The following is a 25,396-nucleotide window of genomic DNA, read 5'->3' as shown; positions in this document are numbered from 1 at the left end:
GTGGCCAGCCGCCGCGCCTTCACCGATAACAAGGAGAATTGGCATGACCAGCAACAACCCGCAAACCCGTGAGTGGCAAGCCCTCAGCAGCGATCACCACCTGGCCCCGTTCAGCGACTTCAAGCAGCTGAAAGAAAAGGGTCCACGGATCATCACCAACGCCAAGGGCGTGTACCTGTGGGACAGCGAGGGCAACAAGATCCTCGATGGCATGGCGGGTCTGTGGTGTGTGGCGATCGGTTATGGGCGCGATGAGCTGGCCGATGCGGCCGCCAAGCAAATGCGCGAACTGCCTTACTACAACCTGTTCTTCCAGACCGCGCACCCGCCGGCGCTGGAACTGGCCAAGGCCATCGCCGACGTGGCGCCGCAAGGCATGAACCACGTGTTCTTCACCGGTTCCGGCTCCGAAGGCAACGACACTATGCTGCGCATGGTTCGCCACTATTGGGCGATCAAGGGCCAGCCGAACAAGAAAGTCATCATCAGCCGCAAGAACGGCTACCACGGTTCCACCGTGGCCGGCGCGAGCCTGGGCGGCATGACCTACATGCACGAACAGGGCGACCTGCCGATTCCGGGCATCGTCCACATCGCCCAGCCGTACTGGTTCGCCGAAGGCGGCGACATGACCCCCGAAGAGTTCGGGATCTGGGCGGCCAATCAGCTGGAAGAAAAGATTCTGGAAGTCGGCGTCGACAACGTCGGTGCCTTCATTGCCGAGCCGATCCAGGGCGCCGGCGGCGTGATCATTCCGCCAGATACCTACTGGCCGCGCATCAAGGAAATCCTCGCCAAGTACGACATCCTGTTCGTGGCCGATGAAGTGATCTGCGGTTTCGGCCGTACCGGCCAATGGTTCGGCAGCGATTTCTACGACCTCAAGCCGCACATGATGACCATCGCCAAAGGCCTGACGTCCGGCTACATCCCGATGGGTGGCCTGATCGTGCGCGACGAAGTGGTGGCGGTGCTCAACGAGGGTGGCGATTTCAACCACGGCTTCACCTACTCCGGTCACCCGGTAGCGGCGGCGGTGGGTCTGGAAAACATCCGGATTCTGCGCGAAGAGAAAATCATCGATCGCGCCCATGAAGAAACGGCACCGTATTTGCAGAAACGTCTGCGCGAACTGAACGATCACCCGTTGGTGGGTGAAGTGCGCGGGGTCGGTCTGCTGGGGGCCATCGAGCTGGTGCAGGACAAGGCCACTCGCAAGCGTTACGAAGGCAAGGGTGTGGGCATGATCTGCCGCCAGTTCTGCTTCGACAACGGGCTGATCATGCGTGCCGTGGGCGACACCATGATCATCGCGCCGCCGCTGGTGATCAGCAAGGCGGAGATCGATGAACTGGTTACAAAGGCACGCAAGTGTCTGGACCTGACCCTGAGTGCGTTGCAGGGCTAGGTGCTAGGCTCAGAGCGATGGAGCTGTCGCGAAATCGCTCGGAGCTGTCAGAAAGGCTGGTCTTTTCTTGAAAGACCGCCTCGGATCTTGCCAGACTAGCCGCGGTTCCAGTTGTCCGGGTTCGGCCGCTGAACAAAGTGGTTCAAAAAAGAAAAATTTGGAGCATTAACGCATGAAGGCATTAGGCAAAAAGCTCGCTGGCAAGACTCTGCTCGCCATGTCCCTGATGGGCGTGATGGCGGGTGCGGTTCAGGCGGACGACAAGGTGTTGCACGTTTACAACTGGTCCGACTACATCGCGCCGGACACGGTTGCCAATTTCGAAAAAGAGACGGGCATCAAGGTCGTCTATGACGTTTTCGACAGCAACGAAACCCTGGAAGCCAAGCTGCTGGCCGGCAAATCCGGTTACGACATCGTGGTGCCTTCCAACAACTTCCTGGCCAAGCAGATCAAGGCCGGCGTTTATCAGGAACTGGACAAGTCCAAGCTGACGAACTGGAAGAACCTCGATGAAGACCTGCTCAAGGCCGTTGGCGATGCCAGCGACCCGGGCAACAAGCACGCGTTCCCGTACATGTGGGGCTCGATCGGCATCGGCTACAACCCGGAGAAGGTCAAGGCTGCGCTGGGCGTCGACAAGATCGATTCCTGGGACATCGTGTTCAAGCCTGAAAACATCGAGAAGCTGAAAAGCTGCGGCGTAAGCTTCCTCGACGCTCCGACCGAAATGATTCCGGCGGCTTTGCACTACCTGGGCAAACCGACCAACAGCAAAGACAAGGCTGACCTGAAAGCCGCCGAGGACCTGTTCCTCAAAGTGCGTCCTTCGGTTGCCTACTTCCACTCCTCGAAGTACATCTCGGACCTGGCCAACGGCAACATCTGCGTGGCGGTCGGTTACTCGGGTGACCTGGAACAATCCAAGACCCGCGCCAAGGAAGCCGGTGACAAGGTCAAACTGGCCTACACCATTCCGAAAGAAGGTGCCGGTACTTTCTACGACATGGTCGCCATTCCAAAGGATGCCGAAAACGTCGAAGCCGCCTACAAGTTCATGAACTACCTGCTCGAGCCGAAAGTGATGGCCGAAATCACCAACGCCGTGCGTTTCCCGAACGGCAACAAGGCGGCCACGCCGCTGGTGGACAAGGAAATCACCAGCGATCCGAGCATCTACCCTTCGGCTGAAGTGAAGAAGCAGCTCTATGCGATCAGCGATCTGGATGCAGGCACCCTGCGCCTGATCACTCGCAGCTGGACCAAGATCAAATCCGGTAAATAAGCCGGTTTGAAGCAGTCACCGCTGGCCGTCGCCTTCACCCGGGCGGTCAGCGGTGCAATTAAATGACAGAAAGTTTTGCTGGAACGGTTTTTCGAAGGTAAGTTGCGCGCCGGTTTTGTTGCCGGGCAACCGTGACTGTCATGCAGCACGGGGCAACTTGGGCCCAACTAAATTAGAGGACCTCCACTTGCCTATTTTTTCTTCTTTGCGCAATGCCCTGCTGGCCGCTGCCGGTCTGACGTTCGCTGTCGGTGCCCAAGCCGCCGGTACTGTGCATATTTATAACTGGTCGGATTACATCGGCGAGACCACCCTGGCCGATTTCCAGAAAGAAACCGGGATCAAGCCGGTCTACGACGTGTTCGACTCCAACGAAACCCTGGAAGGCAAACTGCTCGCCGGGCGTACCGGTTACGACGTGGTCGTGCCGTCGAACCACTTCCTCGGCAAGCAGATCAAGGCGGGCGCGTTCCAGAAGCTCGACAAGGCGCAGCTACCGAACTATTCCAACCTCGATCCGGTGCTGCTCAAGCGCCTGGAGCAGAACGATCCGGGCAACCTGTACGCCGTACCGTACCTGTGGGGCACCAACGGCATCGGCTACAACGTCGATAAGGTGAAAGCCGTGCTCGGTATCGACAAGATCGATTCCTGGAGCGTGCTGTTCGAGCCGGAGAACATCAAGAAGCTGCACAGCTGCGGCGTGGCGTTCCTCGATTCGGCCGATGAAATGATGCCGACCGTGCTCAACTACATGGGCCTGAATGCCAACAGCACCGATCCCAAGGATTACGCCAAGGCCACAGACAAACTGCTGGCGGTGCGTCCGTACGTGACCTACTTCCACTCGTCCAAATACATCGGCGATCTGGCCAACGGGGACATCTGCGTGGCGATCGGTTTCTCCGGCGACATCTTCCAGGCCAAGCATCGCGCCGAAGAAGCCAAGAAAGGCGTGAACATCGCCTACTCGATTCCGAAAGAGGGTGGTGCGCTGTGGTTCGACATGCTGGCGATTCCGAAGGATTCGGCCAACGTCAAAGAGGCCCACGCCTTCATCAACTATTTGCTGAAACCTGAGGTGATCGCCCAGGTCAGTGATTACGTCGGTTACGCCAACCCCAACCCGGGTTCGGACAAGCTGATGGAGCAGTCCATCCGCACCGACGAGTCGGTTTATCCACCGCAGGCCGTGCTCGACAAGACCTACGTGTCGATCGAGTTGCCGCCGAACATTCAGCGTTTGATGACCCGCAGCTGGACCAAGGTCAAGTCGGGTAAATAGCTTCAACGTACAAACTATCCTGGGTTCGTCTTGCGTGGGCGAACTGCACTCTTTTTTTCTGGGAGTTTTGTAAATGGCAGTTGCCTCCGGCGCCTATAAGAAAGCCCTCGAGGGCGACCAGACACCGAAACAGGTGCTGGTCAAAATCGACCGGGTCACGAAGAAGTTCGACGAGACGGTTGCCGTGGACGATGTGTCCCTGGAAATCAAGAAGGGCGAGATCTTCGCCCTGCTCGGCGGTTCGGGATCGGGCAAATCCACTCTGCTGCGGATGCTGGCAGGGTTCGAACGGCCCACGGAGGGGCGCATTTTCCTCGACGGCGTCGACATCACCGACATGCCGCCGTACGAGCGACCGATCAACATGATGTTCCAGTCCTACGCCCTGTTCCCGCACATGACCGTGGCGCAGAACATCGCGTTCGGCCTGCAACAGGACAAGATTCCCAAGGCCGAGATCGACGCCCGTGTGGCCGAGATGCTCAAGCTGGTGCAGATGAGCCAGTACGCCAAGCGCAAGCCGCACCAGCTGTCCGGCGGCCAGCGTCAGCGTGTGGCGCTGGCGCGTTCGCTGGCCAAACGGCCGAAACTGCTGCTGCTCGACGAGCCGATGGGCGCACTGGACAAGAAACTGCGTTCGCAGATGCAGCTTGAGTTGGTGGAAATCATCGAGCGCGTGGGGGTGACCTGCGTGATGGTGACCCACGACCAGGAAGAGGCCATGACCATGGCCGAGCGCATCGCGATCATGCACCTGGGCTGGATCGCCCAGATCGGCAGCCCGATCGACATCTACGAAACCCCGACCAGCCGTCTGGTCTGCGAATTCATCGGCAACGTGAACATCTTCGAAGGCGAAGTGATCGACGACGCCGAAGGCCACGCGACCATCACCTGCAAGGACCTCGACCGGCAGATCTACGTCGGCCACGGCATCAGCACCTCGGTGCAGGACAAGTCCGTGACCTACGCGATCCGTCCGGAAAAACTGCTGGTCACCGCCGACCAGCCGACCTGCGAATACAACTGGTCGAGCGGCAAGGTGCATGACATCGCCTACCTCGGCGGTCACTCTGTGTTCTACGTCGAATTGCCGAGTGGCAAGCTGGTGCAATCGTTCGTGGCCAACGCCGAGCGCCGTGGCGCACGTCCGACCTGGGGCGATCAGGTCTACGTGTACTGGGAAGACGACAGCGGCGTGGTACTTCGCTCATGAACATGCGCAAATTCAAACGCCGGCTCAATCGAATAATTCCCGGTGGCCGTCAGCTGGTCATCGGGGTTCCGTTCATCTGGCTGTTCCTGTTCTTCATGCTGCCGTTCTTCATCGTCCTGAAGATCAGCTTCGCCGAAGCGGACGTGGCCATCCCTCCGTACACCGAGATCTACACCTACGCCGAGCAGAAGCTGCAACTGCTGCTGAACCTGGGCAACTACGCGATGCTCGGCGACGACGAGCTGTACATCGCCGCGTACCTCGGCTCGCTGAAGATGGCGTTTTTCAGCACGCTGCTGTGCCTGTTGATCGGTTACCCGATGGCCTATGCCATCGCCAGCGCCCGCAAGGAAGTGCAAACGGTGCTGGTGCTGCTGATCATGATGCCGACCTGGACCGCGATCCTGATCCGCGTGTATGCGTGGATGGGCATCCTCAGCAACAACGGTCTGCTCAACGGATTCCTGATGAGCATGGGCCTCATCGACGAGCCGCTGCAGATCCTCAACACCAACCTCGCGGTGTACATCGGCGTCGTCTACTCGTACCTGCCGTTCATGATCCTGCCGCTGTACGCCAACCTGGTGAAGCATGACACCAGCCTGCTGGAGGCCGCGTCCGACCTGGGTTCGAGCACCTTCAACAGCTTCTGGAAAATCACCGTACCGCTGTCCAAGAACGGCATCATCGCCGGCTGCATGCTGGTGTTCATCCCGGTGGTGGGCGAGTTCGTGATCCCGGAACTGCTTGGCGGTCCGGAAACCCTGATGATCGGTAAAGTGCTCTGGCAAGAGTTCTTCAACAACCGTGACTGGCCGGTGGCATCCGCCCTGGCGGTGGTGATGCTGGCGATCCTGATCGTGCCGATCATCTTGTTCAACCGCAGTCAGGCCAAGGAAATGGAGGGTAAAGAATGAAGCGCTTCCGTTTCTCCAGCCTGATGCTCGTGCTCGGCCTGTTGTTCATCTACCTGCCGATGCTGATCCTGGTGATCTACTCGTTCAACGCCTCGAAACTGGTGACGGTGTGGGGCGGCTGGTCGGTGAAGTGGTACGTCGGCCTGCTCGACAACACCCAACTGATGGGCTCGGTGGTGCGCTCGCTGGAAATCGCCTGCTACACCGCGGTTGCCGCCGTGGCGCTGGGTACGCTGGCAGCCTTCGTGCTGACCCGCATCACCCGCTTCAAGGGCCGCACGCTGTTCGGCGGCCTGGTCACCGCGCCGCTGGTCATGCCTGAGGTGATCACCGGTCTGTCGCTGTTGCTGCTGTTCGTGGCCATGGCGCAGATGATCGGCTGGCCACAGGAGCGTGGCATCGTCACCATCTGGATCGCTCACACCACGTTCTGTGCGGCGTATGTGGCGGTGGTGGTGTCGGCGCGTCTGCGTGAGCTGGATCTGTCGATCGAAGAAGCGGCGATGGACCTTGGTGCGCGCCCTTGGAAGGTGTTCTTCCTGATCACCATCCCGATGATCGCGCCGTCGCTGGCCGCGGGCGGCATGATGTCGTTCGCGCTGTCGCTGGATGACCTGGTATTGGCGAGCTTCGTGTCCGGCCCGGGTTCGACGACCCTGCCGATGGAAGTGTTCTCGGCGGTGCGTCTGGGCGTGAAACCCGAGATCAACGCCGTGGCCAGCCTGATTCTGTTGGCAGTGTCGCTGGTGACGTTCATGGTCTGGTTCTTCAGCCGCCGTGCCGAAGAAGCCCGCAAGAAAGCGATTCAGCAGGCTATCGAAGAAGGTGCTGCGGATTCGTGGAAGCAACCGGACGTGCGCCGGGCGCCGACGCCGGAAGCGGCTTAAGTCTGCGGACACAAAAAACCTCGCGACCGGAAACGGTCGCGAGGTTTTTTATGCCGGTCAGGAAGCCCAAGGCGACTGACGAATCACTTCGACGAAGTTCATCGGCTTGAACCCCGGCGCCTGATCCTTCAGCACATCGGTCTTCACATTGCCGAACGTGGTCTGCGGACGATGACGCAAGCCATCGGCGAACGCGCAGATGATGCACTCCTTGAAACCCTCGCCCCGTGGATGCGCATGCACCACCGCCTCGCGCTGCACGGTGGTGAACGCCGCGTAGTCCATGCCCAGCACGTCCATCTCGACGCCTGCGGTCACCAGCGCCACGGTCGGACGCAGATGCTTCGGCACCCCCGGCGTGGTGTGCAGGGCGATCGACAGCCAGACCTGCTCGATGTCGTCATCGCTCAACCCGTACGGCTTGAGAAACGCGGCGGCTGCGTTGGCGCCATCAACTTCAAAGCGCTCGTCATCGCTGCGATGCCCTTCGACCAGACCCAGGTCGTGGAACATCGCGCCGACGTACAGCAGCTCCGGATCGTAGGCCAGTTGCTGACGCTCACCGCTCAAGGCGCCGAACAGAAACACCCGGCGCGAGTGGTGGTAGAGCAGGTCGGATTCGATGTCGCGGATGTACTCGGTGGTGGCCCGGGCGAGGGCGCTGTCGGGGATCTGGATACCGGCGATGGTCGTGGTCATGTTGAGCTTCCTCGTCGAAAACGCCGTCACGGCGCTGATGGAGAAAGTCTGTTCCCGGGGGCAAAACCGGACAATCGATCCATGGCTGCGATCCTTGCCATTCCACCTGCAAATCGTGCCAGCTCGCTTCTGTCGCGCGGATTGGCTAGGGTTGACGCTGATTCACCATTCCCCGGGAGCCTTCATTGCCATGAACAGAACCGTCGCCATTGTGGTGTTCCCCGGCGTGCAGGCGCTGGACGTCAGCGGGCCGATGGACGTGTTCGCCGAGGCCAACCGCTTCCTGGCGCCGGAGGATCATTACCGGCTCGACGTGATCGGCGTCGAGCGCGGGCCGATGGCGTGTTCCAACGGGCTGACCCTGAGTGCGCATCGGCATTTCAGCGAAGCGTCGCAGGTTTACGATTTGCTGCTGGTGGCGGGTGGGCCGCAGTTGCCGTTTCTGGATTTCGGCGAGACGTTCGATGGCTGGCTGCGTGAGGCCTGTGGGCGGGCGTGGCGATTCGGCTCGATCTGCAACGGCGCGTTCATGCTCGCCCGTGCAGGATTGCTGGACGGGCGTACGGTCACCACCCACTGGAACGACGCCGAAGCGCTGGCGCAGTTGTGCCCGTCGAGCCGGGTCGAGGCTGATCGGTTGTACGTCGAGGATGGCCAGCTCTACACCTCGGCGGGGGTGACGGCGGGGATCGATCTGTCGCTGTACCTGCTGGCGCGTGATCACGGGGCCGAGGTGGCGTTGAGCGTGGCCAAGCGGCTGGTGGTGTTCACCCAGCGCTCGGGCGGCCAGTCGCAGTTCAGCCCGTTTCTTACGCCCCATGCCGAGCCGACGTCGGCGGTGGCGATGGTGCAGCTGTATGTGCTGGCCAATCTCACGGGCGACCTGACCATCGCCGACCTGGCGAACGCGGCGAACATGAGTGCGCGGAATTTCTCCCGGGTGTTTGCGAGGGAGGCGAAAGTCACTCCGGCGGAGTTCGTCGAGCGGGCTCGGGTGGATGCAGCGCGGGTGATGCTCGAAAGCACCACGGCGCCGCTGAAGACGGTGGCGTATCAGTGCGGGTTTCGTGATGCGCAACATATGCGCAGTGTGTTCAGCCGGCGGCTGGGGGTGACGCCGCAGCAGTTCCGGCTGAATTTTGCGGCGATGGTTTGAGTGGTGACAGGCTTTGGATCGCCACCCCTCACCCCAGCCCTCTCCCCCTGGGAGAGGGAGCCGATAGGGGGATATTGGGGAGATACGCCGACCTGAACGAACTTGGCTGAATCCATAATCGACTCCGATCATTCAGGTCGATGTATGGCGTAAGACACCTCACCCCAGCCCTCTCCCTCGGGGAGAGGGCTGGGGTGAGGGCGGCTTTTAAGGCTCTGTACGTTTGGGCAAGAGTTTCAAGGTACTGCGCGTATTCGCCGTCACCTCTTCCTCACTGAAATGCGCCTGCACATACATCCCGTCCACATACGCTTCCGCCTGATCGTCATAGTGACTGTCGAACGGCACGCCGCTCTGGCCGACCGGGTTGATCGTCAGGCTGTGAGCCGGATCAGCGAAGTCCACCAACCGCCGCGTCGACGGGCCGTAGGTCACCGGCCACGGCGCCGGGCCGATCTTCGCCGAGAGGTTGTTCGGCACTTCATGGGAGCCCGGTGCGGCGAAAGGGCCGACGTTGAAAATGCGATCCAGCGGCTTCTGCTGACCCAGCGGATGACCATGGGTCAGCGTATGCGCCTTGCCCCATTGCCAGCCGGAAGCGTCGTCGCCGAGGGTCGACTTCAGGTGCGCCATGCTCGCCTGCCACGCGGCGCGCACGGTGTCGACGCGGGTCTCCTTGTTCGGCGTGCTGCGGTTGTCCCACCACGGTGAATCGGCATTTGCCGCGAGCCGGGGCAGGGCCGCATCGATCACTCGGGTCGACAGCAGGGTTTCGAAGAAATCACTGCCTAGCTCATCGCGCATTGCCGCGTCGGCGAGGTTGAACAGGAACTGGTTGAACACCGTCGCACTGACCGAATCCAGTGGATAGTCGCCTTGCCATTGGGCCAGTTGTTCGATCAGCTTCTGCTCGGCGGGATTGCCCGCCACTTCACGCAGTACCGGCAGCAACGGCGCCAACAGACGCGGGCCATAACCGGTGGCGGTGCCCAGTTGCAGCTTCTGGTTGGCCTCGTTGTCCCACTTCACGCTCTTGTCGGCGAGCTGGCGGTTGAGCTGCTGGCCACGGTCGGCGAGGTTGTAGTAACCGGGGATCTCCATGCCGGTCGGCGACACGGGCTGGAAGTTGGCCGAGACGATATAGCCGCGCGCCGGGTTCTCTTCCTGCGGGTTGGCGCTGAACGGGAAGTAGCCGTCCTTGTCCGCCTGATTGCCGCTGCCGTCGAGAATGAAACCAGGCTTCACCCCTGCCGGACGCTTGGGCAACAGCGCCGAGGCCCACCACGCGATATCGCCCTTGGCGTTGGCGTAGACGATGTTCAGCCCCGGCGCCTGCACCTTGGCGGCGGCGGCGCGAGCCTTGGCCAGGGTGTCGGCGCGGTTGAGCTGGTAGAAGCCTTCGAGGATCGGGTTCGGTGTTTCGAGGAACGCCCACCACATCGCAATCGGGGTTTTCCCGGCCGCGCTGCCGAGGGCGTCGTTGACGATCGGCCCGTGGGGCGACTGACGCAGGGTGATGGTCACTGGCGCCTGGCCTTTCACGGCGATCTGCTGCTCGGTCTTGACCATGTCGGTCCACTGGCCGCGATACCAGACCTGATCCGGGTTGTCCGGATTGACCTTCTCGGCGATCAGGTCCAGGTCATCATTCTGGAACATGGTCAGGCTCCAGCCGAAATCCAGGTTGTGGCCGAGAAACGCGAACGGCACCAGCGCCTGATGATGACCGTAGAGTTCAAAACCCGGCGCCGACAACTGCGCCTCGTACCACACCGACGGCACCGAAAAACGAATGTGCGGATCGCCGGCCAGCAACGGCTTGGCGCTCTTGCTGTGGCTGCCGGCGATGACCCAGGCGTTGCTGCCTTCGAACTGCGGCAGGCCGTTGTCGATCAATGCCTGCTCGCTGACGCGGGCGAGGGTGTTCAGGTCTTTCCAGTCTTCGGCGGCGAGGGCCGGTGCGGTGCCGGCGTGGCCTTTGGCGAGCACGCCCTTGGGCTGCCAGTCGAGGTCGAAGACGTTGAGGTAGTCGGCGCCCAGTTGATCGCGCACGTAGGTCAGCAGTGGCTCGGTGCGAAACGCGGCGGCAAAGCTGTAGGCCATGTAGCCGGCGACGCTGATGCTGTCCTCGGCGGTAAACGGGCGCTTGGGGATGCCCAGCACGTCGAACTCCACCGGAGCAGCGTGCGAGTCCTGATATTGATTGATGCCGTCCAGATAGGCTTGCAGGGCCTTCCACGCCGGTGACTGCTTGTCGAGGCCGGCCACGTAACTGGCGGCGCGCTCGCGGATGCGCAGGCTGCGGAACAATTTGTCGGTGTCGAGCAGTTTCGGCCCGAGCACTTCGGCCAGCTCGCCCCGGGCCAGGCGGCGCATGGCTTCCATCTGAAAGAGGCGATCCTGGGCGTGCACGTAGCCAAGGGCACGATAGAGGTCGGTCTCGTTTTCGGCCCGGATGTGCGGCACGCCGCGCTCGTCGTAGCGCACGGTCACCGAACCTTGCAGGTTGCGCAGTTCCACCTGACCCTGACGCGTCGGCTGCTTGCTGTAGACATACCAGCCGCCGGCAGCGAGCAGGACAACGATGAGCAAGGCAAGAACGGTGAAGACGCGTTTCATGGTGACTCCTTGTGCATTCGGGATTGCCGCCCGTGCGGGCTGCAAACAATTAGCACACGCCTCGTGTGCTGCGCATCGCCGTCCTTGAAATGTCCGGAATGCCTTACTTCGTCTCTGCCGGCCACGGGCAGTAGCAACCGACCGCCAGCGTATGAGTCGCATTGACCGGACGATCATCACTCAACGCTTGCAGGATCGGTTCGATAAAGCTGTTGCTGGAGTTGCATGTCAGGCCTTCGCTGTAGGGCCCGAAGTACGCCAACTTGCCGCTGCGGTCCCAGATCGCCACGGCCGGGCTGGCGGGAATCTGTTCGGAGCCGGGCAGCACCGCGATGGTTTTGAGATTGCTGAGGGTGGCGGGCAACTGGCCGTGGCTGCCGGCCTTCTGCACGGCGAAGAATTCCACGCCCTTGGGGCCGAACTGTTCGACCATTTCGGTCAGGTGCTGTTGATTGCCGACGTTGCACGGGCAAGCCGGGTCCCAGAAGTGCACCAGGCGGATATTGCCGGGGCCGGCGAGGTCGTCGGGCAGGCGCAACGGGTCGCCGGAAAACACAGCGGTGTGTTCGCTGAAAGCGCGCAGATAGCGGCCCTGAAACCAGTCGTACGCAGCCCACAGCACGCCGGCACACACGATGGCGAGCAGGCTGGCAAACAGTGCGGTGCGGTAGGGCGAGCGCATGGTTTTCGATCCTCGAAGGCCGGCTAGCTTGCCATGCTTGCTTCTACAGATGAATATCGCAGGCCGATAAAGTCCGTTTACCGTTCTGGAATTGCCCATGTCTGTTGCCTTCGATCCCGATCATCTGCGTGCGAGCCTCAAGCCGTTGGCCGAGTGGCAGCCGTTGTCCGAGGAGGCGAAGGCGTATCAGCGGTTCTACAAGACCGACTTTCCGGAGCGCGATGTCTGGCGCGGCATGGGTCGGTTCGATATCGATGGCTATCAACTGGTCAGCCATTGCTGGTGGCCGGCGGAAACGGCCAGGGCCACGCTGTTTCTGGTGCACGGGTTTTATGACCACACCGGCCTCTACCGGCATGTGATCGAGTGGGCGCTGGATCAGGGCTTCGCCGTGATTGCCTGCGATCTGCCGGGGCATGGTCTGTCCAGCGGCGAGCGGGCGAGCATCCGCGACTTCTCCGAATATCAGGATGCGCTGCAAGGCCTGTTCGCCGAGGCACGCTCGATTGCGTTGCCGCAGCCGTGGCATCTGTGCGGGCAAAGTACCGGCGGCGCGATCATTGTCGATCACGTGCTCAATCATGGTGAAAACAGCCCGGCGCAGGGGCAGTTGATTCTGCTGGCGCCGTTGGTGCGTCCGCGTGCCTGGGGCTGGTCGCAGTTCAGTTATTACCTGCTGCGGCCCTTTGTCAGGGGCATCGCCCGGCGTTTCAGCGAGAACTCCAACGACCCGGATTTCTTGCCGTTCCTGCAGGCCGATCCGTTGCAGCCGAAACGCTTGCCGACCGCGTGGGTCGGTGCGTTGTCACGCTGGATCAACCGGGTGGAATACGCGAAGAAAAGTCCGCGCCGGCCGCTGATCGTCCAGGGTCAGGCGGACATGACCGTGGACTGGCAGCACAACCTGCAAGTGATGAAGTGGAAGTTCGACCGGCCACAGATTCTGCTGCTGGCCGAGGCGCGGCATCACCTGGCCAACGAGACGGCGGAAATGCGCGAGGAGTATTTCGAGTTCTTGAGCAAGCGGATCAAGGGCCGCAACCCCTAGTGATCGAGATGGCCTCATCGCTGGCAAGCCAGCTCCCACAGGGTTTTCAGTCGATCACGAATTATGTGAGCACTGGAAAAATTGTGGGAGCTGGCTTGCCAGCGATGGCGGACTGTCAGGCGACAGAGATCACTGACTGAGGTTCGAGGTGCTCTGGCCAACGGCCAGCCCGGCGCGAATCGCGGCCAGCGCGGCCTGATAGTAGGCCTTGCCTTCGGTGGATTCGGCAAAGGTCGCGAACTCTTCCAGTTCTTCATCCGACAGGTCGCGATAGACATACAGCAGCGTGTTGTTCAGATCGGCGCCGATCTGATCCATCAGACGCTGGCGTTGACCGTTCAACATGCCCTGGGCCTGACCGCCGCCGAGCAGGCCGGGGATCATCGAGCTCAGGCTGTCCGCCGCCACGCCGGCAATCGCCAGGCTGACTTCGGCACCGGCTTCACGGGCGGGCAGGGCCTGGGCGAGGTGGCCGATGATCAGCAGGCGGCTGTCGCTGGCAGGCATCTTTGGCAGGCCCTTGGCGTTTTTCGCCAATTGATCGCGGCGGGTCGCCAGCAGTTCGGCGGCGACGATCTTCTTGCCCAGCGGTGACTGAAAGAACGACAGGGCCGGTTTCGGATCGGCGAGGTTCTTGCGCAGTTGCGCTTCGGCCCGTTGATCCACGGCCTGAGGGGCGAAGCGCTGGTTGCTGTTATTCACCAGCGCCTGAAACACCGCTGGCGGCAGGCTGTTCTGGTAGCGCTGCTGCGCCGCACTCAGGGCGTCGTTGAAATGCGCGCGTTGTTCTGGCCAGCCGGCGACCTTGTACAACTGGTCGTGGCCGTCCGCCCAGGCGGGCAAAACGCAGAACATCAACAGTGAAAAAAGCAAACGGCGCATAAGGACTCCTGTCGGCAGCCGACTATTCTCCGTGCGGTGCCAGTACTTGTCGAGAATTCGTATCAAGCCGCCGCGTGGCTCTGTCGGATTTCTTGCCGCAGGCATACTATGCGCGCCATGCAAATATCCTCTGATCACCCGCTGCTGTTACGTATCGTCGACGACCTGGCCGAGCGCGGCTGGTCGCAGCAGAACATTTTCCTGCCTGCGGATTTGACCCGCGCGCTGGCGGCCGAGTGCCGCAAACGTGACGCCGAAGGTGAACTGGCGCCGGCGGGGGTCGGACGTGGCCCGTTTTCGGAGATCCGCGAGGGGATTCGTGGCGACCATATCCAATGGATCGACCCCGGTCAGGCCGACGCCAGCGACCGCTACCTGAACCTGATGGACAGCCTGCGCGAGGCGCTCAACCGGGGCCTGTTTCTCGGGCTGGAAGACTTCGAGTGCCACTTCGCCCTGTACCCGCCGGGTGCGTTCTACCGCAAGCATGTCGACCGTTTCCGCGACGATGACCGGCGCATGGTCTCGGTGGTGATCTACCTCAATGATGGCTGGCTGCCGGAGGATGGCGGGCAACTGCGCATGTACCTGGAGAATGATCGCGTTCATGACGTACAGCCTACGGGCGGTTGTCTGGTGGTGTTTCTCTCCGGCGAAGTCCCTCATGAAGTGTTGCCAGCCAGCCGCGAGCGGCTGTCGCTGACAGGCTGGTTCCGTCGCCGTGGCAACGAGCCGTTCTGAAATGCACAGGATTCTGGTCAGTCGCTGCCTGCTGGGGCACCGCGTGCGTTACGACGGTGGGGCCAGCGGGCCGTTCGATCTGCTGGAGCATTGGATTGCGGAAGGTCGGGTAGTGCCGCTGTGTCCGGAAGTGGCTGGTGGTTTGCCGACGCCACGAGCGGCGGCAGAAATTCCGGGCGGGCAGGGCAGTGAAGTGCTGGACGGACTCGCCTCGGTGATCACTACCGAGGGCGAAGATGTCAGTGCGCAGTTTCTCGACGGTGCGCGGCAGGCGCTGGCGCTGGTGCAAAAACACGGGATCCGGGTGGCGGTGCTCAAGGCCAACAGTCCGTCGTGCGGAAATCTGTTGACCTATGACGGGACGTTCAGTGGGGTGAAGGTGAGTGGCGAGGGGGTTACGGCCGCGTTGCTGAAGCGCCATGGGGTGCAGGTCTTCAGTGAGCTTGAGTTGGTTGAGGCTGCGGTGGCTTTGGCGGCTTTGGGTTGATCCGAGAGCGCCGCCCTCACCCCAGCCCTCTCCCGGAGGGAGAGGGGGCCGATTGGGGGATATTCACGAGGTTTACCGACGTGCACCAACGCCAGTGAATCCATAATCGCCACGCTATTTCAGGTCGGCGTATAGCAAAAGACACCTCGGTCAGTTCCCTCTCCCTCCGGGAGAGGGTTAGGGTGAGGGCGCTTCTAAGGTTTCAACCACTTCTGCGCCAACGCCTCCAGCCGCCCATCCGCCCTGATCCGCTGCAACGCATTCTCCAGACTCGCGTGAAACGCCGGGTTGCCCTTCTGAAACGGAATCGCCAGATCCACCGGCGGCCCGGCCTTCGGTTTCTCTTCAGTCAGCGCCTGCACCAGCACCATCGGCCGGGGCTGCTCGTCCTTTTTCGCCAGCAATTGTGCATTCACCTGTGTGTAAGGTTCGCTGACGTCGAAACGTTCCTTGAGCTCAGGTGTCAGTGCTATGTGGTTGAGCGCGACGTCGTACTTGCCGCTTTCAACGCCCTGGAGCAGATCGGCTTCGTCCGTGACGATGAAGTCGGCACGTACATCCAGTTCGTTGGCCAGCAGTTGCCCAAGCTCGACCTCGAACCCTGTGAGCGTGTCGCCGTCCTTGAAATTGAAGGGCGGTGTATTAGCCTCAAGGGCTATGCGCAACTCGCCACGGTCGTTGACGTCATCAATCAGTTCGGCGTGAGCCAGAGGGCTCAGAAGGGGAAGCAGGCAGATCAGGCCAGGCAGAAAACGCATGGTCACTCCTTTGAAATCGATATCGGCCTGTTTTCCAGGCTCGCTTTGCTATGGTTGTCGAGTGCCTTCGACAACGAATGGTCATGAAGTTGTCATGACCGTGCGGATTTTACGGAAAAACTGGAGAAGAAAATGAAAAGCTTTATGTCACGTGCAGCGTTGGCCGGTGTGCTGATGGGTGTTTCGGTACTGGCCAGTGCGGCCACACCGGCACCGAAGGGCGCCGAAGTGTTCATCGTTTCTCCCGAGGACGGAGCCACGGTTCCGCAGACCTTCACGGTCAAGTTCGGTGTAAAGGACATTGCGCTGGCACCGGCCGGTGACGTCACCAAGAACACCGGTCATCACCATCTGCTGATCGATGCCAAGGAAATCGTTCCGGCTGGCTCCGTCGTGCCGACCGACGCCAACCACATGCACTTCGGCAAGGCGCAGACCCAGGCCGACATCAAGCTCGCGCCGGGCAAGCACACTCTGCAACTGGAGCTGGGTGATAGCGGCCATATGGCGTTCGATCCGCCGATCGTGTCGAAGAAGATCACCGTCAACGTCGAATAAAAAAGGGAGCCCTTCGGGGCTCCCTTTTTTATCAGTGGCGAGTTGCGAGCTTCAAGCAAAAGCGCTGTTCACTTGCCGCTTGAAGCTTGCTGCTCGCAGCTGCTGTTAAAACAGCACGCGGCTTCGGATGGTGCCGTTGACGTGTTGCAGCTTCTCTTGCGCCAGCTCCGAGTACTCGGCGTCGACGTCGATCACCACGTAGCCGACCTTCTCGTTGGTCTGCAGGAACTGACCGGAGATGTTGATGCCGTTTTCGGCGAAGACCTTGTTGATCTCGCTCATCACACCCGGGATGTTCTCGTGGATGTGCAGCAGACGGTGCTTGCCAGGGTGAGCCGGCAGGGCCACTTCCGGGAAGTTCACGGACGATACCGAAGTACCGTTGTCGCTGTACTTGACCAGTTTTTCTGCCACTTCCAGACCGATGTTGGCCTGCGCTTCAGCGGTGGAGCCGCCGATGTGCGGGGTCAGGATCACGTTGTCCAGGCCACGCAGCGGGCTTTCGAACTCTTCGTCGTTGGAACGCGGCTCGACCGGGAACACGTCGATGGCGGCGCCGATCAGGTGCTTGTCCTTGATCGCAGCGGCCAGGTGATCCAGCTCGACCACGGTACCGCGTGCAGCGTTGATCAGGATGCCGCCCTTCTTGATGGCGCGGATTTCCTTCTCGCCGATCATCCACTGGGTCGCAGCGGTTTCAGGTACGTGCAGGGTGACGATGTCGGACATGCCCAGCAGCTCGTGCAGGTTGCCGACCTGGGTCGCGTTGCCCAGTGGCAGCTTGGTCACGGTGTCGTAGAAGAACACCTGCATGCCCAGACCTTCGGCCAGAACCGACAGCTGAGTCCCGATCGAGCCGTAGCCGACGATGCCCAGTTTCTTGCCACGGATCTCGAAGGAGTTGGCTGCGGACTTGATCCAGCCGCCACGGTGGCAGGAAGCGTTTTTCTCAGGGATGCCGCGCAGCAGCAGGATCGCTTCGGCCAGCACCAGCTCGGCCACGGAGCGGGTGTTGGAGTACGGCGCGTTGAACACGGCGATGCCGCGCTCGCGGGCCGCTTCCAGGTCAACCTGGTTGGTGCCGATGCAGAAACAGCCGACCGCGACCAGTTTCTTCGCGTGATCGAAGATCTCTTCGGTCAGTTGGGTGCGCGAACGAATGCCGATGAAGTGAGCGTCAGCGATCTTTTCCTTGAGCTGGGCTTCCGGCAGGGAGCCTGTCAGGTATTCGATGCTGGTGTAGCCCGCCGCCTTGAGGACGTCGACAGCCGATTGGTGGACGCCTTCGAGAAGAAGGAACTTGATCTTGCTCTTATCGAGAGAAGTCTTGCTCATCTGCGTAAACCTGTATCCCGGAGAAAAATGGCAGGGAGGGGAGCAGCCTGGAGCTGACCCGCACGGCAAGAATGCCGTCGCCGCAGAACAGGCCTTGGGCACTGGCCTGCGGGGTCGGTATGCTAGCATAGCCGCCCCGCTAATCACTCATTCCTGCGACGTGAAGCGTTCTCAGGATGACCATGAATTGTTCGAGAGTTCCGTCGATGACCAATCCTGCCCTGATTGATGAACTGAAGACCCTGGTCGAGCCTGGCAAAGTCCTGACCGATGCCGACTCCCTGAACGCTTATGGCAAGGACTGGACCAAGCATTTCGCCCCGGCGCCCAGTGCCATCGTGTTCCCCAAGACCATCGAGCAGGTGCAGGCCGTCGTCCGCTGGGCCAACGAGCATAAAGTGGCGCTGGTGCCGTCGGGCGGGCGAACCGGGCTTTCTGCCGCGGCCGTGGCCGCCAATGGCGAAGTGGTCGTGTCGTTCGACTACATGAACCAGATTCTCGACATCAACCTCACCGACCGCACCGCCGTCTGTCAGCCGGGCGTGGTCACCGAGCAATTGCAGAACGCCGCCGAAGAACATGACTTGTACTACCCGGTGGACTTCGCTTCGGCCGGTTCCAGCCAGATTGGCGGCAACATCGGCACCAATGCCGGCGGGATCAAGGTCATTCGCTACGGCATGACCCGCAACTGGGTCGCAGGCATGAAAGTGGTGACCGGCAAGGGCGATGTGCTGGAACTGAACAAAGACCTGATCAAGAACGCCACCGGTTATGACCTGCGCCAGCTGTTCATCGGCGCCGAAGGCACTCTCGGTTTTGTGGTCGAGGCCACCATGCGCCTGGATCGTTCGCCGAAAAACCTGACCGCGATGGTCCTCGGCACCGCCGATTTCGACTCGATCATGCCGGTGCTGCACGCCTTTCAGGGCAAGCTCGACCTGACCGCGTTCGAATTCTTTTCCGACAAGGCCCTGGCCAAGGTCATGGGCCGTGGCGATGTCCCGGCGCCGTTCGAAACCGACTGCCCGTTCTATGCCTTGCTGGAATTCGAGGCGACCACCGAAGAAGTGGCCAACACCGCACTGGAAACCTTCGAACATTGCGTGGAGCAGGGCTGGGTGCTGGACGGCGTGATGAGCCAGAGCGAAACCCAGTTGCAGAACCTGTGGAAGCTGCGCGAGTACATCTCCGAAACCATCTCTCACTGGACGCCGTACAAGAACGACATCTCGGTCACCGTCTCGAAAGTCCCGGCGTTCCTGCGGGAAATCGACGCGATCGTCGGCGAACACTACCCCGACTTCGAAATCGTCTGGTTCGGCCACATCGGCGACGGCAACCTGCACCTGAACATCCTCAAGCCGGACAACCTGAGCAAGGACGAGTTTTTTGCCAAGTGCGCCACGGTCAACAAGTGGGTGTTCGAAACCGTCGAGAAGTACAACGGTTCGATCTCCGCCGAACACGGTGTGGGCATGACCAAGCGTGACTACTTGACCTACAGCCGCTCGCCGGTGGAAATCGAATACATGAAAGCGGTCAAGGCGGTGTTCGACCCGAACGGCATCATGAACCCGGGCAAGATCTTCGCGGTTTGAGTGGCAATCCCTGATGAATCAATGAAGGCAGGAGTCGGTAATGAGCTATCAGCACCAGTATGTCGACGGTACGCGGATTCATTTTCCGCTGGGGAAAGTTGTATGCATCGGTCGTAACTACGCCGAACACGCCAAGGAACTGGACAACCCGGTGCCTACCGAGCCGTTACTGTTCATCAAGCCCGGCAGTTGCGTGGTGCCGCTGGAAGGCGGTTTCAGCATTCCGACCGAGCGAGGCTCGGTGCATTACGAGGCGGAAATCGCCGTGTTGATCGGCAAGCCGCTGTCGACCAAGCCGAGCCGCGAAGAAGTGCTGGACGCGATCTCCGGTTTCGCCCCGGCGCTGGACCTGACCCTGCGTGACAAGCAGGCCGAGCTCAAGTCCAAGGGCCTGCCGTGGGAAATCGCCAAGTCGTTCGACGGCGCGGCGGTGATTGCGCCGTTCGTGGTCGGCAGCACCTTTTCCGACCTGACCGACATCGGCATCCGCCTGACCATCAACGGCGAAGTGCGCCAGGACGGCAACAGCAGCGCGATGCTCAACCCGATCGTGCCGATGATCCAGCACATGGCCGGCTGCTTCTCGCTGCAGGCCGGTGACGTGATCCTGACCGGCACGCCGGTGGGCGTCGGCCCGCTGAACGTCGGCGATGAAATCGTGCTGGAACTGCCGGGCGCCAGTCGCTTCACCAGCAGCGTTCGCTGATCCGTAAATCGCGTTCCCGAGCGGGAGATTGCAGGTTTGAGCCAAACCCTCAAACCGGCGGTCTCCCGTTTTGTTTTTGTGATGCTGCCTGCAAAGACGCAGGGCATTCCGGCCATTTGCCGTTTTTTTCACATTTTGTCCGGATAATTCCGGTCATTCTGGCGTCTGAGCCGGCCTCTTTGTGCTATTACCCGTAGCCTGAATTTTCGGAACGCGTCCTTTGATGTCATCTCAAACTCAGCTCAAACCCGCCCGCCGTTCACGTTTCGCCCTGCGTTGGTATTCCTGGCTTTTGCTGGCAGCCGCCGCTGCGTACGGGCTGGCGTTTGCCATGCATTGGGATGACCGCGGCGTGCTGTGGGTGCTGGAGCGCTTCGAAAGCCCGACCGAGAAACAGGAAAGCGTCTGGCTACCGGACTATCGGGTGGTCATCGACGCCAAGCTGCTGCCGGGCATGGAAAAGGACGAAGCTTCGGACCTCTCCTATAACCCGCAGACCAAAACCCTGTTTTCGGTGATGGGCAAGAATCCATTCCTGGTCGAGCTGACCCTGCAAGGTGACGTGCTGCGCAAGATGCCGCTGGTGGGCTGGAGCAATCCGGAAGGCCTGACGGTGATGGAAAACGGCTTGATGGCGATTGTCGATGAGCGCGAGCACATGCTCTCCATCGTCAAGGTCGATGCCGACACCCGCGAACTGAAGCGCGACGATTTCCCTAAGTACGACCTCGGCCCGTCGAAAGACCAGAACAAAGCCTTCGAAGCCATCACCTGGGACGCCCGCAACCAGCAACTGCTGCTGGGCGAAGAGCGTCCGCCTGCGCTGTTCACCTGGAAAAGCGACGGCAGCCAGACGCTCAAGGGCGACAAGCAGAAACTCGACAGCGATGAGCTGGACCTGCGCAACCTCTCGGCCCTGGCGATCGACCCGCGCACCGGCCACACCCTGGTGCTGTCCGCCGATTCGCACCTGTTGCTGGAGCTGGACGAGAAGGGTGAGCAGGTCAGCTTCATGACCCTGCTCGGCGGTTTCAACGGCTTGAAGAAAACCATTCCCCGCGCCGAAGGCGTGACCATGGACGAGGCGGGCACGCTGTACATGGTCAGCGAGCCGAACCTGTTCTACCGCTTCGAAAAGCAGAAGTAATCCCTCCTGCAGAGATTGCAGCTCTGTAGAGTTGTGGCTCGAGGCAAGTGGCCATTAAGCTTCAGTTCAGACAGGCGTGATATTTCATCCGCCTGTTTTGACTCCGAGCCTGCCCGAATGCGTCGTCTTGCCCGTCCCAAACCTCTGTTCATCATCCTGTCGGTGATTGCCCTGATCGCGCTGATTGCGATCGGCCAATACATGCGCCTGTTCGAGCGTGCCTGGTTCAACCTGCATACGCTCTGGCAGCCGATGAGCAGCGAGGCCATCGGGCTGGACCAATATCGGGTAGAGATCGAAGCGAAAGTCATCGACGGGCTGAACGACGACGTCTCGGCGTTGACCTACGATCCGGTGCGCAAGAGCCTGTTCACGGTCACCAACAAGAATGCCGAACTGATCGAGCTGTCGCTGGACGGCACGATCCTCCGCCGTGTCGCCTTGATCGGCTTCGGTGATCCGGAGGCGGTAGAGTACATCAGCGCCGATACCTACGTGATCACCGATGAACGCCAGCAGCGGCTGATCAAGATCCATCTGGAGCACGACACCACGTTCCTCGATGCGGCGGACGCCGAGCAAATGACCCTCGGCGTGCACATGAGCGGCAACAAGGGCTTTGAAGGCCTGGCTTACGACTCGGTGGGCAAGCGCCTGTTCGTGGCCAAGGAACGGGATCCGATGCTGATCTATGAAGTGCACGGTTTTCCGCACTTCAATCCGGAAAAATCCTACGCGGTACACGTCATCAATAACCCCAAGCGCGATGCCGGGATGTTTGTGCGCGATCTGTCGAGCCTGCAATACGACGAGCGCAGCGGCCATTTGCTGGCGCTGTCCGACGAGTCACGGCTGATTCTGGAACTGGATGTGGACGGGCGCCCGTTGAGCACCATGTCGTTGAACGGTGGCCGGCAGGGCCTGAAGAAAACCGTACCGCAGGCGGAAGGTATCGCGATGGACGACGACGGGACGTTGTATCTGGTGAGCGAGCCGAACCTGTTTTATGTCTTCAGGAAGCCTGCGCAGCCCTGACTGACGCCCTGAATAACTGTGGGAGCTGGCTTGCCAGCGATGAGGCCATGACTCTCAACATTAATGTTGACTGGCAGGCCGCCATCGCTGGCAAGCCAGCTCCCACAGTTTTTTTATCTGCCCACAAAATGTGGGCAGTTTCGGCTTACTCAGCCTTCAGTGTTTTCACACCTTCGGAAGTACCCAGCAACAACAGATCCGCCGGACGCGCCGCGAACAGGCCGTTGGTGACCACGCCGACGATCGAATTGATCTGCGCTTCCAGCTCCACCGGATTGGTGATCTGCAGGTTGTGCACGTCGAGGATGATGTTGCCGTTGTCGGTCAGCACGCCTTCGCGGTAGACCGGGTCGCCGCCCAGTTTCACCAGTTGGCGGGCGACGTGGCTGCGGGCCATCGGGATCACTTCCACCGGCAGCGGGAACGCGCCCAGCACCGGCACCAGTTTGCTGGCGTCGGCGATGCAGATGAAGGTCTGGGCCACGGCTGCGACGATCTTCTCTCGGGTCAGGGCTGCGCCGCCGCCCTTGATCAGGTTCAGGTGTTCGTCGCTTTCATCGGCGCCGTCGACGTAGAACTCCAGGTTGCTCACGGTGTTCAGCTCGTACACCGGAATCCCGTGGCCCTTGAGGCGCGCAGCGGTGGCTTCGGAGCTCGCGACCGCGCCATCGAACGCGCCCTTGTGCTGGGCCAGGGCGTCGATGAAGCAGTTGGCGGTGGAGCCGGTTCCGACGCCGACGATGCTCTTGTCGTCGAGTTTCGGAAGGATGAAGTCGACGGCAGCCTGGGCCACGGCCTGTTTGAGTTGATCCTGGGTCATGCGGGCTCCGGAAGCGGGCAAGGTAAGAACGGAATGGCCGGCATTATAGCCTCAAGCCGGGCTAAAACCTCTGGATTCGTGTGGTCGTGCGCCCAAAAGCCGGGTTAGACTCGTTGGCCCTGCCCAACCCGCTCAGTGATGCTTTCCGATGCTCGAACAGTACGTCAAGAAGATCCTCACCTCGCGCGTTTATGACGTTGCCGTAGAAACCCCGCTGCAGAACGCCCGCCAGCTCTCCGAGCGGCTGGGCAACGACATCTGGCTCAAGCGCGAAGACTTGCAGCCGGTGTTCTCGTTCAAGATTCGCGGCGCCTACAACAAGCTGACCCAGCTGAGCGACGAAGAGCGCGCCCGTGGCGTGGTCACCGCGTCGGCGGGCAACCACGCGCAGGGCCTGGCCCTGGCGGCGAAAGTGCTGGGCGTGAAAGCGACCATCGTGATGCCCAAGACCACCCCGGAGATCAAGGTCGAAGGCGTGCGCTCCCGTGGCGGCAAGGTGGTGCTGCACGGGGATTCGTTCCCGGAAGCCCTGGCCTACTCGCTGAAACTGGTCGATGAAAAAGGCTACGTCTACATCCACCCGTACGACGATCCGCACACCATTGCCGGGCAGGGCACCGTGGCGATGGAAATCCTGCGCCAGCACCCGCAGCCGCTGGACGCGATCTTCGTCCCGGTGGGTGGCGGCGGTCTGATCGCCGGCATTGCGGCGTACGTGAAATACCTGCGCCCGGACATCAAGGTCATCGGCGTCGAGCCCGATGACTCCAACTGCCTGCAAGCGGCGATGGCCGCCGGCGAGCGCGTGGTGCTGCCGGCCGTGGGCATCTTCGCCGACGGCGTGGCGGTGGCGCAGATCGGCCAGCACACCTTCGATATCTGCAAGGATTACGTCGATGAAGTGATCACCGTCAGCACCGACGAAATCTGCGCGGCGATCAAGGATATCTACGACGATACCCGCTCGATCACCGAACCGGCCGGCGCCCTGGGCGTGGCCGGGATCAAGAAGTACGTCGAGCAGCGCGGCGTCAGTGGCAAGACATTCGTGGCCATCGACTCCGGGGCCAACGTCAACTTCGACCGCCTGCGCCACGTCGCCGAGCGCGCCGAACTGGGTGAAGGCCGCGAAGCGATCATCGCCGTGACCATCCCGGAGAAGGCCGGCAGCTTCAAGGCGTTCTGCGAGGCCATCGGCAAGCGCCAGATCACCGAATTCAACTACCGCTACAACAATGGCAGCGAAGCGCACATCTTCGTCGGCGTACAGACTCACCCGGACAACGACCCCCGCAGTGCGTTGCTGGCAAGCCTGACCGAGCAGGGGTTCCCGGTGCTCGACCTGACCGACAACGAACTGGCCAAGCTGCACATCCGTCACATGGTCGGCGGTCGCGCCGCGCACGTGGTCGATGAAGTGGTGCTGCGCTTCGAGTTCCCGGAGCGTCCGGGCGCGCTGTTCAACTTCCTCAACAAGCTTGGCGGTCGCTGGAACATCTCGATGTTCCACTACCGCAACCACGGTGCAGCGGACGGCCGTGTGGTCGCGGGCTTGCAAGTGCCCCACGACGAACGTCATCTGGTGCCCGCAGCCCTTGAGGAAATCGGCTACCCGTACTGGGACGAAAGCGACAACCCCGCCTATCAGCTGTTTCTTGGCTAGGCCATAAGGAAATCGGATCATGGAAACGTTAACCGCCCTGAAAGCGGCGCACATGCTGGCGACTGCGGTGCTCTTGCTCGGTGCGCTGGGCCTGGGAATTTGGGTCTGGCGCGCACGGCGCAACGGTGACGCGACGGCGGGAAGCCGCACGTTGCAGCGGCCATGGCTGTTTGTCTGGCTGTTGATCGTGCTGGCGCTGGTAAGCATGCCGTTCACCGGCTGGTGGATGGTGCATCTGGTGGGCTGGCCGCTGGGGCAGACGTGGATTCTGGCCTCGAGCGTGCTCTACACCCTGGCGGCGCTGGCGTGGTTCTGGCTGCTGGTACGCTTGAACCGGTTGCGCAAGGCGCCGGGCGGCGTGGGCCGGTTCAGTCTGGGGCTGGCGTTGTTCGGGCTGGTCTGCTTTGTCGCGATTGCCGGGTTGATGGGCGCCAAGCCTGTTTAAGGCTTCACACCGAGTC

24 protein-coding genes are annotated in these 25,396 nt (G+C 61.2%); 17 read left to right on the top strand and 7 right to left on the bottom strand.

All coding sequences use genetic code 11. The features are described from left to right. Positions 1–43 precede the first annotated feature (43 nt). The 6 genes from QR290_RS28115 to QR290_RS28090 all read left to right on the top strand — a co-directional run bounded on the left by QR290_RS28115 (position 44) and on the right by QR290_RS28090 (position 6,998). Entirely contained in the window at positions 44–1,408 is a 1,365-nt protein-coding gene (locus QR290_RS28115) for an aspartate aminotransferase family protein (RefSeq protein WP_007953512.1), read from the top strand. A 172-nt stretch (positions 1,409–1,580) separates the two neighbouring features. After that, complete coding sequence (locus QR290_RS28110; RefSeq protein ID WP_289204029.1) at positions 1,581–2,693, top strand: polyamine ABC transporter substrate-binding protein; 1,113 nt, start codon at positions 1,581–1,583, stop codon at positions 2,691–2,693. 187 nt (positions 2,694–2,880) lie between these two features. Further along, a complete protein-coding gene (locus QR290_RS28105) occupies positions 2,881–3,978 on the top strand; it encodes a polyamine ABC transporter substrate-binding protein (RefSeq protein ID WP_115079589.1) in 1,098 nt (365 codons plus the stop codon). Between the two features lie 73 nt (positions 3,979–4,051). Then, entirely contained in the window at positions 4,052–5,194 is a 1,143-nt protein-coding gene (locus QR290_RS28100) for an ABC transporter ATP-binding protein (RefSeq protein ID WP_115079588.1), read from the top strand. 35 nt (positions 5,195–5,229) lie between these two features. Next, entirely contained in the window at positions 5,230–6,111 is an 882-nt protein-coding gene (locus QR290_RS28095; protein ID WP_230737775.1) for an ABC transporter permease subunit, read from the top strand. Further along, positions 6,108–6,998, top strand: coding sequence for an ABC transporter permease subunit (locus tag QR290_RS28090; RefSeq protein WP_115079586.1), 891 nt, complete (start codon positions 6,108–6,110; stop codon positions 6,996–6,998). The genes QR290_RS28095 and QR290_RS28090 overlap by 4 nt, the downstream gene beginning before the upstream one ends. Before the next feature lie 57 nt (positions 6,999–7,055). Here the strand turns inward: QR290_RS28090 and QR290_RS28085 are convergent, their stop codons facing one another. Further along, positions 7,056–7,697: an HD domain-containing protein gene (locus QR290_RS28085; protein WP_115079585.1), complete on the bottom strand. Its 642-nt coding sequence runs from the start codon at positions 7,695–7,697 to the stop codon at positions 7,056–7,058. Between the two features lie 190 nt (positions 7,698–7,887). On the opposite strand from QR290_RS28085, the gene QR290_RS28080 reads away from it, so the two are divergent. Then, entirely contained in the window at positions 7,888–8,853 is a 966-nt protein-coding gene (locus tag QR290_RS28080) for a GlxA family transcriptional regulator (protein WP_115079584.1), read from the top strand. A gap of 207 nt (positions 8,854–9,060) precedes the next feature. On the opposite strand, the gene QR290_RS28075 is transcribed toward QR290_RS28080, so the two are convergent. Continuing rightward, on the bottom strand, positions 9,061–11,472 hold the full coding sequence (locus QR290_RS28075; protein ID WP_289204028.1) for a penicillin acylase family protein: 2,412 nt from the start codon (positions 11,470–11,472) through the stop codon (positions 9,061–9,063). Positions 11,473–11,575: 103 nt separating this feature from the next. Then, positions 11,576–12,154: a DUF6436 domain-containing protein gene (locus QR290_RS28070; RefSeq protein WP_289204027.1), complete on the bottom strand. Its 579-nt coding sequence runs from the start codon at positions 12,152–12,154 to the stop codon at positions 11,576–11,578. Positions 12,155–12,251: 97 nt separating this feature from the next. Between QR290_RS28070 and QR290_RS28065 the strand changes: the two genes are divergently transcribed. Continuing rightward, entirely contained in the window at positions 12,252–13,202 is a 951-nt protein-coding gene (locus tag QR290_RS28065) for an alpha/beta hydrolase (RefSeq protein WP_115079581.1), read from the top strand. 129 nt (positions 13,203–13,331) lie between these two features. Here the strand turns inward: QR290_RS28065 and QR290_RS28060 are convergent, their stop codons facing one another. Further along, entirely contained in the window at positions 13,332–14,084 is a 753-nt protein-coding gene (locus QR290_RS28060; protein ID WP_039765403.1) for a DUF2059 domain-containing protein, read from the bottom strand. A 108-nt stretch (positions 14,085–14,192) separates the two neighbouring features. On the opposite strand from QR290_RS28060, the gene QR290_RS28055 reads away from it, so the two are divergent. Both QR290_RS28055 and QR290_RS28050 read left to right on the top strand, forming a co-directional pair. Continuing rightward, a complete protein-coding gene (locus QR290_RS28055) occupies positions 14,193–14,825 on the top strand; it encodes a 2OG-Fe(II) oxygenase (protein ID WP_115079580.1) in 633 nt (210 codons plus the stop codon). Between the two features lies 1 nt (position 14,826). After that, positions 14,827–15,312, top strand: a complete 486-nt coding sequence (locus tag QR290_RS28050) for a DUF523 domain-containing protein (RefSeq protein ID WP_115079579.1) — start codon at positions 14,827–14,829, stop codon at positions 15,310–15,312. 194 nt (positions 15,313–15,506) lie between these two features. Here QR290_RS28050 and QR290_RS28045 read toward each other — a convergent pair whose 3' ends face one another. Beyond that, entirely contained in the window at positions 15,507–16,070 is a 564-nt protein-coding gene (locus QR290_RS28045; RefSeq protein ID WP_289204026.1) for a transporter substrate-binding domain-containing protein, read from the bottom strand. A gap of 132 nt (positions 16,071–16,202) precedes the next feature. Between QR290_RS28045 and QR290_RS28040 the strand changes: the two genes are divergently transcribed. Beyond that, on the top strand, positions 16,203–16,628 hold the full coding sequence (locus QR290_RS28040; RefSeq protein ID WP_007953489.1) for a DUF4399 domain-containing protein: 426 nt from the start codon (positions 16,203–16,205) through the stop codon (positions 16,626–16,628). A 105-nt stretch (positions 16,629–16,733) separates the two neighbouring features. Here the strand turns inward: QR290_RS28040 and serA are convergent, their stop codons facing one another. Continuing rightward, a complete protein-coding gene (gene serA, locus QR290_RS28035) occupies positions 16,734–17,963 on the bottom strand; it encodes a phosphoglycerate dehydrogenase (RefSeq protein ID WP_007953487.1) in 1,230 nt (409 codons plus the stop codon). A gap of 206 nt (positions 17,964–18,169) precedes the next feature. Here serA and QR290_RS28030 point away from each other — a divergent pair, with 206 nt between their 5' ends. The 4 genes from QR290_RS28030 (at position 18,170) to QR290_RS28015 (ending at position 22,452) form a co-directional block, all read left to right on the top strand. Further along, positions 18,170–19,564 (top strand): FAD-binding oxidoreductase, encoded by a 1,395-nt coding sequence (locus QR290_RS28030; protein ID WP_289204025.1) that lies wholly within the window; start codon positions 18,170–18,172, stop codon positions 19,562–19,564. Between the two features lie 40 nt (positions 19,565–19,604). After that, complete coding sequence (locus QR290_RS28025) at positions 19,605–20,270, top strand: fumarylacetoacetate hydrolase family protein (protein ID WP_085697901.1); 666 nt, start codon at positions 19,605–19,607, stop codon at positions 20,268–20,270. Between the two features lie 223 nt (positions 20,271–20,493). After that, positions 20,494–21,417: an SdiA-regulated domain-containing protein gene (locus QR290_RS28020; protein WP_289204024.1), complete on the top strand. Its 924-nt coding sequence runs from the start codon at positions 20,494–20,496 to the stop codon at positions 21,415–21,417. Positions 21,418–21,534: 117 nt separating this feature from the next. After that, a complete protein-coding gene (locus tag QR290_RS28015) occupies positions 21,535–22,452 on the top strand; it encodes an SdiA-regulated domain-containing protein (protein ID WP_289204023.1) in 918 nt (305 codons plus the stop codon). A 145-nt stretch (positions 22,453–22,597) separates the two neighbouring features. Here the strand turns inward: QR290_RS28015 and rpiA are convergent, their stop codons facing one another. Beyond that, entirely contained in the window at positions 22,598–23,272 is a 675-nt protein-coding gene (gene rpiA / locus QR290_RS28010) for a ribose-5-phosphate isomerase RpiA (protein WP_289204022.1), read from the bottom strand. Positions 23,273–23,420: 148 nt separating this feature from the next. Between rpiA and ilvA the strand changes: the two genes are divergently transcribed. After that, positions 23,421–24,935: a threonine ammonia-lyase, biosynthetic gene (gene ilvA / locus QR290_RS28005; protein WP_007953475.1), complete on the top strand. Its 1,515-nt coding sequence runs from the start codon at positions 23,421–23,423 to the stop codon at positions 24,933–24,935. A 19-nt stretch (positions 24,936–24,954) separates the two neighbouring features. After that, a complete protein-coding gene (locus QR290_RS28000) occupies positions 24,955–25,380 on the top strand; it encodes a DUF2269 family protein (protein ID WP_289204021.1) in 426 nt (141 codons plus the stop codon). The last annotated feature ends 16 nt before the right edge of the window (positions 25,381–25,396 follow it).

This window comes from Pseudomonas fluorescens, from assembly GCF_030344995.1.
GTDB classification, from domain to species: domain Bacteria; phylum Pseudomonadota; class Gammaproteobacteria; order Pseudomonadales; family Pseudomonadaceae; genus Aquipseudomonas; species Aquipseudomonas fluorescens_BF.
This window is presented reverse-complemented; position numbering and strand designations above follow the sequence as displayed.